The organism is Mycolicibacterium sp. XJ870 (assembly GCF_053483975.1).
The window spans coordinates 40,273-53,503 of record NZ_JBEFTI010000012.1 but is presented as its reverse complement, the minus strand read 5'-3'; the positions used below and the strand labels follow the sequence as shown (position 1 = coordinate 53,503).

11 protein-coding genes and 1 pseudogene are annotated in these 13,231 nt (G+C 66.7%); 7 read left to right on the top strand and 5 right to left on the bottom strand.

Going from position 1 to position 13,231, the window contains the following annotated elements; all coding sequences use genetic code 11:
• Positions 1–56 precede the first annotated feature (56 nt).
• The 4 genes and pseudogenes from ABQF30_RS28435 to ABQF30_RS28420 form a co-directional block, all read left to right on the top strand.
• Positions 57–2,177, top strand: a pseudogene (locus ABQF30_RS28435) (DHA2 family efflux MFS transporter permease subunit); the annotation flags it as partial.
• A 42-nt stretch (positions 2,178–2,219) separates the two neighbouring features.
• Complete coding sequence (locus ABQF30_RS28430; protein WP_448470196.1) at positions 2,220–2,702, top strand: carboxymuconolactone decarboxylase family protein; 483 nt, start codon at positions 2,220–2,222, stop codon at positions 2,700–2,702.
• A gap of 20 nt (positions 2,703–2,722) precedes the next feature.
• A complete protein-coding gene (locus ABQF30_RS28425; RefSeq protein ID WP_448470194.1) occupies positions 2,723–4,093 on the top strand; it encodes a type I glutamate--ammonia ligase in 1,371 nt (456 codons plus the stop codon).
• Between the two features lie 62 nt (positions 4,094–4,155).
• A complete protein-coding gene (locus tag ABQF30_RS28420) occupies positions 4,156–4,521 on the top strand; it encodes a VOC family protein (RefSeq protein ID WP_448470192.1) in 366 nt (121 codons plus the stop codon).
• 13 nt (positions 4,522–4,534) lie between these two features.
• Here ABQF30_RS28420 and ABQF30_RS28415 read toward each other — a convergent pair whose 3' ends face one another.
• From ABQF30_RS28415 to ABQF30_RS28405, 3 genes are all read right to left on the bottom strand, one after another.
• Positions 4,535–4,978, bottom strand: a complete 444-nt coding sequence (locus tag ABQF30_RS28415) for a nuclear transport factor 2 family protein (protein WP_448470190.1) — start codon at positions 4,976–4,978, stop codon at positions 4,535–4,537.
• Positions 4,968–6,755, bottom strand: coding sequence for an N-acyl-D-amino-acid deacylase family protein (locus tag ABQF30_RS28410; protein WP_448470188.1), 1,788 nt, complete (start codon positions 6,753–6,755; stop codon positions 4,968–4,970). Before ABQF30_RS28410 ends, ABQF30_RS28415 begins: the two co-directional genes overlap by 11 nt.
• Before the next feature lie 99 nt (positions 6,756–6,854).
• Entirely contained in the window at positions 6,855–7,781 is a 927-nt protein-coding gene (locus ABQF30_RS28405) for an SDR family oxidoreductase (RefSeq protein ID WP_448470186.1), read from the bottom strand.
• Between the two features lie 67 nt (positions 7,782–7,848).
• On the opposite strand from ABQF30_RS28405, the gene ABQF30_RS28400 reads away from it, so the two are divergent.
• The 3 genes from ABQF30_RS28400 to ABQF30_RS28390 all read left to right on the top strand — a co-directional run bounded on the left by ABQF30_RS28400 (position 7,849) and on the right by ABQF30_RS28390 (position 10,503).
• Positions 7,849–8,769 (top strand): dienelactone hydrolase family protein, encoded by a 921-nt coding sequence (locus ABQF30_RS28400; RefSeq protein WP_448470184.1) that lies wholly within the window; start codon positions 7,849–7,851, stop codon positions 8,767–8,769.
• Between the two features lie 87 nt (positions 8,770–8,856).
• Positions 8,857–9,963 carry a glycosyltransferase gene (locus ABQF30_RS28395; RefSeq protein WP_448470182.1) on the top strand — a complete coding sequence of 369 codons (1,107 nt, stop codon included), beginning with the start codon at positions 8,857–8,859 and terminating at the stop codon, positions 9,961–9,963.
• A 90-nt stretch (positions 9,964–10,053) separates the two neighbouring features.
• Positions 10,054–10,503 carry a cupredoxin domain-containing protein gene (locus ABQF30_RS28390; protein ID WP_448470180.1) on the top strand — a complete coding sequence of 150 codons (450 nt, stop codon included), beginning with the start codon at positions 10,054–10,056 and terminating at the stop codon, positions 10,501–10,503.
• Here the strand turns inward: ABQF30_RS28390 and ABQF30_RS28385 are convergent.
• Positions 10,496–11,614 carry an Rv2629 family ribosome hibernation factor gene (locus ABQF30_RS28385; RefSeq protein WP_448470178.1) on the bottom strand — a complete coding sequence of 373 codons (1,119 nt, stop codon included), beginning with the start codon at positions 11,612–11,614 and terminating at the stop codon, positions 10,496–10,498. The genes ABQF30_RS28390 and ABQF30_RS28385 overlap by 8 nt on opposite strands.
• Before the next feature lie 93 nt (positions 11,615–11,707).
• On the bottom strand, positions 11,708–12,982 hold the full coding sequence (locus ABQF30_RS28380) for a cytochrome P450 (RefSeq protein ID WP_448470176.1): 1,275 nt from the start codon (positions 12,980–12,982) through the stop codon (positions 11,708–11,710).
• Positions 12,983–13,231: the final 249 nt, after the last annotated feature.

The following is a 13,231-nucleotide window of genomic DNA, read 5'->3' as shown; positions in this document are numbered from 1 at the left end:
CGCCCCGGGTAGCCGGTGAACCACCGGTTGCGCGGGGCGGGTTCGTTTGCCCTCGTAACTTTCATAGGTCATCTAACGATATGACTTCTGAACCGGCCGGCCGGCGAAAGGATGTCATGACGGACCAGGCGACGGCCGCCCACCCGCAATCGGGCGGTCTTCTGCTGACCCCCCGCCGGCGCAATCTGGTGTTCGTCGCGGTCCTGCTCGGCATGCTGCTGGCCGCACTCGACCAGACGATCGTGGCCACCGCACTGCCCACGGTGGTGGCCGACCTCGGTGGCGCGGGCCATCAATCGTGGGTGGTGACCAGCTATCTGCTCGCCTCGACGATCGTCACCGCGGTGGTCGGCAAGGTGGGTGACATCTTCGGTCGCAAAGTCGTCTTCCAGGCCGCGGTGGTGTTCTTCCTCCTCGGCTCCGTGCTCTGCGGGATGTCCGGTTCGATGGCCATGCTGGTGGCCGCCAGGGCGCTGCAGGGCATCGGCGGCGGCGCCATGATGGTCACTGCCACCGCGCTGATCGGCGAGGTCATCCCGTTGCGTGACCGGGGGCGCTATCAGGGCGCGCTCGGCGCGGTGTTCGGCGTCACCACGGTGATCGGTCCATTGCTCGGCGGTTTCTTCACCGATCACCTGAGTTGGCGATGGGCGTTCTGGATCAACGTCCCGGTCGGAATCGTGGTGCTCATCGTGGCGGCAGGCACCATCCCGGCGCTGGCCCGGACCGCGCGCCCCGTCATCGACTACACCGGCATCCTCTTCGTCGGCCTTGGCGCCTCCGGCCTGACCCTGGCCACCAGCTGGGGCGGCGGCGAGTATGCCTGGACCTCACCGACCATCATCGCGTTGTTCGTCGGGTCAACGATCGCGCTGGCGCTGTTCGTCCGGGCGGAAACCCGTGCGGCCGAACCCATCCTGCCGATGCGGCTGTTCGGCAGTCCGGTGTTCGCGGTGTGCTGCGTGCTGTCCTTCATCGTCGGGTTCGCCATGCTGGGGGCGTTGACGTTCCTGCCCACCTTCATGCAGTTCGTCGACGGCGTCTCGGCCACCGAATCAGGGTTGCGAACCTTACCGATGGTCGCCGGGCTGCTGATCACTTCGACCGGAAGCGGCGCCATCGTCAGTCGCACCGGCCGCTACAAGATCTTCCCGGTTGTCGGCACCGCGGTGATGTTCGTGGGCTTTGTGCTGCTGTCGCGGATGGATGCCGCGACCCCGATGCCGGTGCAGTCCCTGTACCTGTTCGTGCTCGGCACCGGCATCGGCCTGTGCATGCAGGTGCTCATCCTCACCGTGCAGAACACCTCGAACTTCGCCGATCTCGGAGTTGCGACCTCAGGCGTCACCTTCTTCCGGACCATCGGCAGCTCATTCGGAGCGGCGATCTTCGGCTCGTTGTTCGCGAACTTCCTGTCCGATCGGCTCGCCGGGGCGCTCGCGCTCAGCGGTGCTCCGCCGGAAGCCGGTGCATCGCCGAAGGCGTTGCACGATCTGCCGGCTGACGTCGCGGCCCCCATCGTGACCGCATACGCCGACTCGCTGGGCATGGTGTTCCTGTGTGCCGCACCGGTGGCGCTGCTCGGGTTCATCGTCGCCCTGTTCCTCAAAGAGGTGCCGTTGCAGGAGATGGACGCGACTGTCGCGTTGGACATGGGCGAGGGGTTCGGCATGCCGAGCAGCGAATCGGCGGAGAAGGTGCTGGAGACCGCGATCAGCCGCTTGATGCGCAATTCGCCGGAGATCCGGTTGCGCACGGTTGCCGGCGGACCGGGATGCGAATTGGACGTTGCCCGGTTGTGGGCGCTGCTGCAGATCTACCGCCACAGTCAGGTGTTCGGATCGGCCCGGTTGACCGACATCTCCGAGCGGTTGCACATCCCGCACGAAGTTCTCGAGCCGACATTCGCCGGCTTGGTGGCCGACGGGTATGCCCTGCGCACCGGTGACCAGCTGTGGTTGACCCAGTCCGGAGTGCGGCAGGTCGACGCCGTATCCACGGCGCTGGTCGGCCGCATCGTCGACAAGCTCGCGAGCTCACCGTCCTTCGAGGGCCGTCCGGACCGGGCCCAGGTGGAGGCGGCGCTGGAGCGCATCGCCCATCGGTTCCTCGCGCAACGCGACTGGGACGACGCGCGGACGGAACTCGCCGGGGCGGGGACGTCCGAGCGAAACTAGAACTTGTTCCAGATTCGCCGCCGCGCGCGTACGATTCGGGCCATGAGCCGCATTGGAGACTTTCCCGACGACGACGTCGCAGGCTGGATCCTCAAATCGCCCGATATCGGCACCGCCATGGCCAACTTCACCAATGCGGTGTACACCAAAGGCCGATTGCCGCTGCGGGTCCGCGAACTCGCGCGGATGGTCATCGCGCTCGACAACGAATGCGTGGTCTGCCAGAACACCCGGGACTCCGACGGCGCGGCGGCAGGGGTTGACGAGGATCTTTACGACCATGCCGCGCAATGGCAGACCTGGCCCGGCTACAGCCCGGCTGAACGCATCGCCGCCGAGTTCGCGCACCGCTTCGCCGCCGGGCACACCGAGCTTCGCGACGACGAGGATTTCTGGGAGCGTGCCGGCGAATACTTCGACGCGGAACTGCTGACGGATCTGGCGTTGTCGTGTGCCATGTGGCTCGGCATGGGTCGGGTGCTGCGCACGCTCGACATCGGGCAAACCTGCAGGATCACCCTGTAGCTTCGCAGTCGCGGCGCAGAATGGTTGCCGTGAGTTCCCGCTCAGCCAAACCACTCGCCGCAGCGGCCATCGCCCAACTCGAATCGGACGGCGTCGCGACACTTATCGGCACCGTCGTCAGTCCGGCCGGGCTGATCCACGCGAAAACCGTTCCGCTGCGCCGGATGGGCACCTTCGCCGATCCGGGCCTCGGCGCCAGCCCGGTCTTCCACACCTTCACCATCGATCAGACCGGGATCGTGTTCGGCGATGCGATCGGCGTCGTCGGTGATCAGCGCATCCGAATCGACCTGGGTGCGCTGCGTATCCTGGGCGATGGATTGGCCTGGGCCCCAGGCGCGTTCTTCAACCAGGACGGGTCGCCGGATCCGCACTGCAGCCGCGGGGTTCTGCAACGGGTAACGGATCGATTGGACAAGGCCGACCTCACCGCCCTGGTCGGCCACGAGATGGAATTCGTCCTGGTGGCTCCGGACGGAAGTCGACTGCCCTCGGTGTTGTGGGCGCAGTACGGTCTGGCCGGCCTGCTGGAGTTCGAGGGTTTCATCCGCGATGTCACGAACGCCGCGACCAATTCGGGCGTGGCGATCGAACAGTTTCACCCCGAGTACGGGGCCAACCAATTCGAGATCTCCCTGGCGCCGCAACATCCGGTGGCCGCGGCCGACCAGTTGGTCCTGATGCGCATCATCGTGGCCAGGGCGGCCCGGCGCCACGGTCTGCGGGCAAGCTTCTCGCCCCTGCCGTTCGCCGGGAGCGTGGGTTCAGGTTCTCATCAACACTTTTCGCTCGATAAGGGGGAGCAGCCGCTGTTCTCCGAGGGCTCCGGGGCGCGGGGCATGACGCCAGAGGGCGAGTCGGCGATGGCCGGGCTGCTCGCCGGACTGCCGGCCGCGGAGGGCGTGCTGTGTGGATCGGTGTTGTCGGGCCTGCGCATTCAACCCGGGTACTGGTCGGGCGCCTACAACTGCTGGGGCACGGAGAATCGGGAAGCCGCTGTGCGTTTCCTCATCGGCGGTCCGAGCAACCCGTATGGGGCCAATGTCGAGGTCAAGGTCATCGACCCGTCGGCCAACCCCTACCTGGCCACCGCGGCCATCCTCGGTTTGGCCCATCACGGGATCGAGCAGGGCCGCAAGCTCCCGCCGGAGACCACCGTCGACCCGGCTGCGCTCACCGATGCGCAGCGCGCGGAGAACGGAATCGTGCTGCTACCCAGCCGACAGGCCGACGCCCTGGCCGCCCTGGACGGCTCCGAGTTGCTGCGGGGGATTCTGGGTGACGAAGTGGTCGACGCGGTGCTGGCGGTGCGGGGTTACGAGCACGAGCACTTCGGTGACCTGGACCCCGAGCACCTCGCCGAGAAGTTCCGCATGGCTTGGAGCGTGTGAGTGTGTCTGAGCGTGTGTGAGCGTTCGGTTTGTCCTGTGCGCGCAGCGGCAATACGGCAGCCATGATCGGGAAGCTTCGTTCTGTCGTGTTGGACTGCCGCGATCCCCGTAAGCTGGCCGAGTTTTACGCCGGCGTGCTGGGCGGGGAGGTGGCCGCGCAGGACGACACCTGGGTGGTCGTGACGGATCCCGCCGGGCGCCGGTTGGCTTGTCAGTTATCGCCGGAGCACGCGCCACCGCGGTTCCCGGACCCGCAGGGATCCCAGCAGTTTCACCTCGACATCCAGGTCGACGATCCTGACGTCGCGCAGCGTCAGGTTCTCGAATTGGGGGCGACCCGGGTCACCGATGCCGTCGAGGACAGCACGTTCCGGGTGTTCCGGGACCCGGCTGGGCACCCGTTCTGCCTGGTATGGGATATCGGCTGACGCGGTCTGCCGCTCAGACCAAACCCGTCGCGTCGAAGACCCACGACATGTCCGCGGAGGCGAAGTCGGCCAGCCAGGTCGGCGGGGCGTGGTTGGCCAGCGCCCCCATGTCCCAGTAGTCCTTCCACAGCGTGACTTTGCCGCCCTCGACCCGGTGCACGGTGACGAATTTCAGTAGGGCCGATTCGCCGGTCTCCCAAAGCCATTCCTCGTGATGTTCGTACATGGCGTCGGGACCGTTCGCCACCAGCAGACCCGTGAAGTTCTGGTAGGACTCCAACGGTTCGAGACCGATCTTGAGGCGTTTGACGATGTCCTCGGGTCCCTTGGCCGCCGCGGTCGGCCCAACTGGCATGTCGAGATAGATACACTCTTCGGACAGGTATGTCTTGAGCAGTTCCCAATTCCGGTCGGACAATGCCTTCCACAGTCCAAGGACCGTATCCTCAACTGACACTGGCAAATTCACCTTTCTGGGTGGGCAGAGCCGGGCACCGGTGCGCGGCGCGCAGGAACCGGCCGGTCCGGTGCGCACCGACCAGCTCGGTCAATGCGCCGTCGAGGTACACGGCGCGCCCGCCGACCAGCACGGCCTCGACGGTGTCGTCGTTACGGTTCACCATCCGTGACAGCCCGCCGTATTGATCGACGGTGTCCTCGGCGTAGCCGTCGAGCGAGTTGTCGAGCCGGGCGGGGTCGATGACCACCACGTCGGCCCGGTCCCCGATGCGCAGGTGGCCCGCGTCGAGGCGGTACCAGTCGGCGAGTTCGCCGGTGAGGCGGTGCACGGCCCGCTCGACGGACATGAACGGCGTGCCGGCCTTCTCGGCGTCATAGACGTGTCGCAGCAGGCGCAGCCCCATGTTGTAGAACGCCATGTTCCGTAGATGCGCGCCGGCGTCGGAGAAGCCCATCTGGATCCCCGGATCACGGGCGAGCTTCTTGAGCACCTCGGGACGGTGATTGGAGATGGTGGTGTGCCAGCGCAGCTCGGTGCCGTACTCCAGCACGAGGTCCAGGAACGCGTCGACAGGATGCACGCCGCGGTCCAGTCCCACCTGTCCGAAGGACTGCCCGACCACTGACTCGTCGGGGCAGGCCACGATCTCGGCGTCGAAGAAATCGCGATGCCACACCCGCACGCCGAACTTGGCGTCGTAGTCCTTGCGGAAGCGACGGCGGTAGGACTCGTCACGCAGCAACTCGTTGCGTTGGACCTCGTCCCGTAGATGCAATGCTGCGGCGCCGGAGCCGAACTCCTCGAACACCACCAGGTCGATGCCGTCTGCGTACACCTCGAACGGCACCGGCAGGTGCTGCCAGCGGAAGTTGCCGCCGAGGGCGTTGATCACCCGGGCCAGTGGCCCCATCATCAGGATCGCGTACGGGTTGGCCTTGATGTCGGCGGCCGACAGCAGGCTGGTCTTGAGCGGGTTGCGGAAGATGCCGAGCGACTGTGCAACCTGAGAGGCCAGGTTGGCCGGATTCTGAATGTCGGGCCCGGACTGCAGCACCCGCCCGGCCCGGCGCAGCAGCGATTTGAGCCTGCGCAGTTCACGGGGTTTGGCGTAGGTGGACGGCAGCGTCCGCGACCGGCACACCTCCCCGTCGATCTTGTCGAAAAGTAGCTGCTGGGAGGACATTCCGACGAATCCGGCGTCAAGGGCATCGGTCAGCATCTGCTCCATGCGGGCCTGCTCGGCGCGAGTCGGCCGCTCGTCGGAGCGGGTTGCCCGGTCCAGTCCCATCACCGCGGTGCGCATGTCGGAGTGCCCGATGAAGGCGGCGAGGTTGGTGCCCAATGGCCGCGCCTCCAGAGCCGCGATGTACTCCTCGCAGTTCGTCCAGGTCTTGTTGTCGTCGACCGCGGCGATCACGTGCTCACGCGGGATGGCCTCGACGCGGCCGAACAGGTCGCCTGCGTCGACCCCGTCGACGTGCACCGTGGACAGCGAGCAGGAGCCCAGCATCACCGTTGTCACTCCATGGCGCAGCGACTCCGACAGCGATGGACCGCCCAGCACCTCGACGTCGTAGTGGGTGTGGATGTCGAGCATCCCCGGCAGTACCCACTTGCCGGTGGCATCGATGACCTGCGGGCAGTCGGTCGCATCGAGCTCGTGCGGCGAGATATCGACCAGATGCCCTGAGCGAATACCGATGTTGCGCACAGCTGACGGCGCACCGGTGCCGTCAAACCAACGGCCGTTGCGGATGATTGTGTCGAAGGTCACCACGACATAGAACAACCGGTAGAGCCAGGTGTCAACGAAATCCGTGAACAGATTTCTGAAAATGTCTACTAAATCGGGACCTGGTGAGCTGACCTGCGGTTATATCGGCACCCACGCGTCAGGCTGACGGCCGTCGAGATCCGTGAACCCATACTGGCGTGCCAGTTCGACCGAGCTGACCGAACGCTGATTCCAGCGAGCGCGACCCGGGTCGGCCGCGATCGCGGCAACTCCCCGGCCGACAAAGCGCGGGGTCTCGGATTCGGAGAAGCCGGGCGGGGCCATCGGGTAGCCGTCGGACCGCACCGGATCGAGCGCGTCGCGCCAATTCGTCTCGGTGACGCCGTAGTTTTCGAGCATCATTTCCGAACGCAGCCAGCCGGGCGTGACTGCCACCGCGGTGCCGCCGAACGCGGCTAGCTCGTATCCGTGGCTGAACGCCAACCGGTTCACGGCATTCTTCACCAAGTCGTAGAACACCGAGAGGCGGTAGTTCTCGACGTTGAATTCAGTTGTCCCGTCGGATATCTCGACCAGCAGGCCACCGGGCCGGGCGGCCAGCAGCGGGAGCAGGCAGTGCGAGGTGATCAGGTGGGTGTCGATGCCCAGGCGCAGGATACGCAGCCCGTCGTCGAGGTCGTGTTGCCACATCGGTTGTCCCCAGGTGGCAGGCGCACCCTTGAGGATCTCGGCGCCCCAGATGTCGTTGACCAGAATGTCGATGTGGCCGTACTCGGCGCTGATCCGTCCGGCCAGTGCGCGAACCTGGCCGATCTCGAGGTGGTCCACCTGCCATGCGACGCCCGTACCGCCCAGCGCGGAAACCAATTCTGCTGTTTCCTCGATGGTTTCGGGACGGTCGTAGTCGGAGGCGCAGTGTCCGGAGACGCTGCTGCGCCCGGTGCACACGACGGTCGCACCAGATTCGCCCAGCGCCGCGGCGATACCCCGGCCCGCCCCGCGCGTCGCCCCGGCGACCACCGCGACACGACCACGCAGTGCATCCGGCTGCGGTGTAGACCTCATCGGATGAGTATCGCGCTCCGAGCCGTTGCGCCACGGCGGTTCAGCATTACGGCGCATACTCGTGAAGGTGACTCCGTTGCAGCGTTACATCGCAGAGGAAATCGCCACCGATCATCTGGACGGCTTGTTGTCGCGGCGCGAGGCGTTACGTCGGCTGGGTCTGCTTGGCCTGGGCGCGGCCGCGGCCGGCGCACTGATCGCCGCTTGCGGCGAGCGTCAACCGGCCTCGACCGAGACGTCAGCTACCCAGGCCCCGGCTGCGTCGAGCCCGACGGCCGCCGTGACCCCACCAGGATCGCAGAGCGCATTGCCCACCGCCCCGGTCACCTGGGCCGGGCCGTCGGGCGAACTACGGGGGGCCTGGGCCCAGCCACCTGACCCAAGGGGCGGGGTGTTGGTGATTCACGAGAACAAGGGCCTCAACGACTACATCAGGTCGGTGACCGGGCGGTTCGCCGGCATCGGATACTCGGCCCTGGCGATCGACCTGCTGTCCGCCCAGGGCGGAACCTCGACATTCACCGACCCCGCCGAGGCGACCGCCGCATTGAGCAAGATCGCACCCGAGGAGGCGCTCGCCAACCTGAAATCGGGTATCGACGAGGTGCAGCGGCGGGTCGGTGACCGAAAGGTCGCCGCAGTCGGCTTCTGCATGGGCGGTGGGTATGTATGGCGGCTGCTGGATTCGGGTGTACCGCAGCTTGCGGCGGCGGTGCCGTTCTACGGGCCGACACCGGACAATCCGGACTTCTCCGGGTCGAGGAACGTGGCCGTGCTCGGGTTCTACGGCGCGCTGGACCAGCGGGTGAACGCCACCGAGCCGGTTGCCCGAGCCGCCCTGGAGAAGGCCGGGCTGGTACATGAGCTGGTCACCGAACCGGATGCGAACCACGCGTTCTTCAACGACACCGGGGACCGCTACAACGCCGCCGCGGCCGAGGACGCCTGGCGCCGGGTCCAGGACTGGTTGGCCGCCCACCTCGCCTGAGCCATTCGCCGCGGAGTTCAGGTGCTGTTCAGTCATCCGTTGGGGTCGCGTTGTTGACCGCACACACGGCCCGGATCTGATCGTGCAATGCGGGTTGTCCAGGTCGCAAACTTCTACGGCCCGCGTTCTGGTGGCCTGCGTACCGCGGTGGATCGCCTGGGCGCGGAATACTGTGCGGCCGGCCACGATGTGTACCTGATCGTTCCGGGCGCGCATCCGGAGCGTCACGTACTGGCCAGCGGCGTTGTGCGGATCTCGCTGCCTGCCAGGTTGATCCCGTTCACGGGGGGATACCGCGCCGTCCTGCCCAGCCCGGTCACATCATTGCTGCGCCGCCTGGAGCCCGACGCGCTGGAGGTGTCGGACCGGCTCACCCTGCGTTCGCTCGGACCCTGGGGCCGACGGCACGACGTCGCCACGGTGATGATTTCTCATGAACGGCTGGATCGGCTTGTCGGACAGGTGCTTCCGCCGCCGATGGCCCGCGCGGTCGCCAACTTCGCCAACCGCCGCACCGCAGCGAACTACGACGCCGTGGTGTGTACGACGGCATTCGCCCGTGAAGAGTTCGACCGGATCGGCGCAGAAAACGTCGCCACCGTGCCGCTCGGGGTGGATCTGGAGCAATTCCATCCCAGCCGCCGGTGTACACAGATGCGTAGCAGGTGGGCCGTCGCCGGGCAGACGCTGCTGGTGCATTGCGGCAGGTTGTCGGTGGAAAAACATGCCCACCGAAGCATCGATACCGTAGCTGCACTGCGTGATTCGGGAGTCGATGCACGGCTGGTCGTGGTCGGGGAGGGGCCGATGCGGGCCCGGCTGGAACGTCAGGCCGCACGGTTACCGGTGGCGTTCACCGGATACATCGGTTGCCGCGACACTGTCGCGACGATCCTGGCTTCGGCCGACGTGGCGCTGGCACCCGGCCCGCATGAGACCTTCGGCCTGGCCGCGCTCGAGGCGCTGGCATGCGGCACCCCGGCGGTGGTGTCGCGCACGTCGGCCCTCGCCGAGATCCTCACTTCGGACAGCGGCGCGACGGCCGACAACGATGCCCGAGCCATCGCCCATGCCGTCACCTCGGTGATCAGCAGGCCCGAATCACAGCGGCGCAACAGCGCCCGTCTGCGCGCCGAACAGTTCACCTGGCCGCGCGCAGCGGCCGGGATGCTCGGCGTTCTGGGAGCGCGCTGAGGCGGACCGCGCAGTATAGATCGGCCAAACCGGAGAATTCTCGCCGTCGCCGGGCCGATAATCGTCAACGAACGAACTCAGGGGGTCCTGATGAAGCGGATGACGATGTTCTGCGGGGCGTTCGGCGCGGCCGTGTGCCTGTTCGCGGCGGCATGTGGACAGTCGGACACAGAGGTGAGTGATCCCGGCGCGGCCACGCAGACGGCGAGCCCGACGGAAGCGAGTCCGACGGAAGCGAGTCCGACGGAAGCGAGTCCGACGGAAGCGAGTCCGACGGCTGAGCCGGCCCCCGGCGGTCCCACCATCACGATCGAAGGCATGGGCTTCAGCGGCGGGCTCACGGTCGCGCCGGGTGCGCAGATCACGATCGTCAACAATGACGAGGTGGAACATTCGGTGACGTCGCGCACCGCGGATCTGTTCGACGTCCACGTCGACGGCAAACAACGCGCGACGCTCACCGCACCGTCGGAACCCGGCGAATACGCCTTCTATTGCATCTATCACCCGGCGATGGTGGGCACCCTGACTGTCAGGTGACTCCAGCGGCCGTGCGCGGTGCGTACCGCAGCACCGCGCCGACGCCATCGGTGGGGGACTTGCCCTCAGCTGCTTCGATCAGGTCGGCACCCACCGAGATCGCGACCGCCGGCAGCGCTTCATCGGCGCGCAAGGTGTGAGTCGGCGCAGCGCCCAACTCGGACAGCACCTCGGCATTCGGGGCGACCGTCGCCACGTCGTCGGCAGTGACCACGGTGGCGTCTCCCACGTCGCCGAGAATCAATGTCTCGACCGCGCCGTCGCGCAGCGCTGCGCATACTCCGGGCAGCCCTTGGGTCGCGAAGCCTGACTTGCGGCCGATTTCAGCCGAGAAGCGTTGGGCCACACGGTTGGTCGCATCGGCGCGCCGTTGTTCGAGATGCTTGTCGATGGTGTTTTGCAGATCATGGCGATCGAACCCGCTGCGCCGGGCGCCGACCTGCAATTGGACAAGCCGTTCGGTCACACGCGGCGGCAGCGCTGCGACCAGGTCATTGCGGGACCGCACCTCGCCCACCACGAACACCACCTCCGGTGCCGCGTCGTCGACGAGTTCGGTCACCCGGTCGGCCGCGACACGGATGTTCTTCGACCGGCTTTCCTCGGCACGCGGTTGAGGATCGCCGTAGCCGGCGGTGTCCGCGCCGCTCGCCTTGTGCACCGGATAGCTGCCGCCTTCGACGGTGTGCGTGGTGGCCACGCCGCCGAGGCGCAGTTCGATATCGGCACCGCTGTGGTCGACCTCGACCACCAGGTAGCTCGGGTGCTCCACGCCGTGCTCGACGACCGGAAGCAGGTACGGCAGTTCCGAGACCCGAACGACGGTCGTGCCCGCCTGCCGGGTGAGCTGCTCGTCGAGGAGCACACCGTCGGAAGTGGCGACCATGGCGCGGGCGCCCCGGCCGATCGCGGGGCGCATTTCGGTGACGGCTTCCTCCAAGGGCCGAATGAGCTCGGGTCCGGCGCCCTGGCGTTCGAGTTCTTCGCGTAAGGCTCGCCATTTCAGGTCGATCTGGGCTGTGGCGTCCTCGGTGTCATGCGAAACATCGAAGTACACCGATGCGTACGGTCCGGGTGAGCTCAACAGGGGCCGAAAACGTTCGGAGTGCATGATCCTCCGTCCTTTGAATGTGCTGCTTCGTATGGGGTGCCCGCGCCACGGCGCGACAAACCATCGCCACACACCACCGCGATATCTGAAGGTCTAGCGCCAGGACACCGGCAGTCGCTTGATGCCGTGGATGAACGCCGACCGCAGCCGGTCCGGTTCCTCGGTAGCGGTGATGTCTGGCATCTGGCGGTGCAGCTCCTCGAACGCCACGGTGATCTCGCGCCGCGCCAGGTTGGCGCCGAGACAGAAGTGCGCACCACCGCCGCCGAACCCCACGTGCGGGTTGGGGTGGCGCGCGATGTCGAACATCCACGGGTCGGCGAACTTCGACTCGTCCCGATTGGCTGAGCCGTACCACAGCGTGACCTTGTCTCCCGCGGCAAGCGGTGTCCCACCGAGTTCGGTGTCGCGGGTGACGGTTCGGCGCATGTAGCTCACCGGGGACGCCCAGCGCACGATCTCTTCGACGGCGGTCGGAGCCAGCTCGTCGTACCGCGACCACCAGGCGTGGCGCTGCTCCGGATAGCGGGAGAGTGCGAGGACACCGTGGCTGATGGCATTGCGGGTGGTTTCGTTGCCCGCGACCACCAGCAGGATGAAGAAGGACGCCACTTCGGCCGAGGTCAGCCGCTCACCATCCACGTCGGCTTGCACCAGGCTGGTCGTCAGGTCCTCGGTGGGCGCCGACCGGCGCTCGTCGGCCAAGGCGGTCGCATAGGCGCCGATGTCCATCGCCACAGAGATGAACTCGTCGAAGTCCGTCGTGAATTCCGGGTCGCCGAAACCCAGAATGACGTTGGTCCAGTGGAATATCCGTTGGTGGTCCTGCTCGGGGATGCCCATCATGTCGCAGATGATCTGCAGCGGCAGTGGCCCCGCGAGTTCGGTGACCAACTCGGCATGGCCGTCCGGATTGCGGGCCACCATCTCGGCCACCAGGCGGCGCGCCCGGTCGCGCACCGAATCCTCGATCATGGCCAGGACTCGCGGGGTGAACGCGCTGCGCACGATGTTGCGCAGCCGGGTATGGCGCGGATCGTCCATGGCGATCATCGAGCCGAAATACTCGGCGAGCTCCGGGGTCTGATCACCGATCGTGATCCCGCCGGCGGAGCTGAAGATCTCCGGGTGGCGGCTGGCGTAGAACACGTCGTCGTACCGGGTGACGGCCCAGTGCCCTTGTCCTTGCGGATAGCCCTCTTGTTCGAAGGCCGGGTGAAACGAGATCGGCGTTTCCCGGCGTAGCGTTGTGAACGCGCCGTCGCGCACCTCATCGTCGAGACTCCAGAACTCCCAGGACCCGAGATTGATCTCCGAGCGCGGCACGTCCGGCGGAGCTGCCCCATTGACTCGCGGTGTGATACCCACTCAGCCAGAGTAGAGCCGCCTCGGCGCTTGCCACCGCATTCGATGATGCGCCGCGCCACATCGGACACAGCAGAACCACCTGAAACTCTCCTACCTCCCGTTCGAACAGCCTTGTCGCACAACGCGAAGTGAGGTACGCAGTAACGCCTGCGCCACCTGCCCCGATATGTCACAGGGGTGAACGTCTCACCGCGGTGAAACCGCAAGGCGTGCGGCGCCCGGCCAGGGGGGAATGGCCGGCGCCCGGGT

Excerpts from the sequence above, each read along its gene's own strand:
- ABQF30_RS28430 (WP_448470196.1), top strand. The coding sequence starts at position 2,220 with ATGAGCCGCATTGGAGACTTTCCCGACGACGACGTCGCAGGCTGGATC.
- ABQF30_RS28425 (WP_448470194.1), top strand. The coding sequence starts at position 2,723 with ATGGTTGCCGTGAGTTCCCGCTCAGCCAAACCACTCGCCGCAGCGGCC.
- ABQF30_RS28420 (WP_448470192.1), top strand. The coding sequence starts at position 4,156 with ATGATCGGGAAGCTTCGTTCTGTCGTGTTGGACTGCCGCGATCCCCGT.
- ABQF30_RS28405 (WP_448470186.1), bottom strand. The coding sequence starts at position 7,781 with ATGAGGTCTACACCGCAGCCGGATGCACTGCGTGGTCGTGTCGCGGTG.
- ABQF30_RS28395 (WP_448470182.1), top strand. The coding sequence starts at position 8,857 with ATGCGGGTTGTCCAGGTCGCAAACTTCTACGGCCCGCGTTCTGGTGGC.
- ABQF30_RS28390 (WP_448470180.1), top strand. The coding sequence starts at position 10,054 with ATGAAGCGGATGACGATGTTCTGCGGGGCGTTCGGCGCGGCCGTGTGC.
- ABQF30_RS28385 (WP_448470178.1), bottom strand. The coding sequence starts at position 11,614 with ATGCACTCCGAACGTTTTCGGCCCCTGTTGAGCTCACCCGGACCGTAC.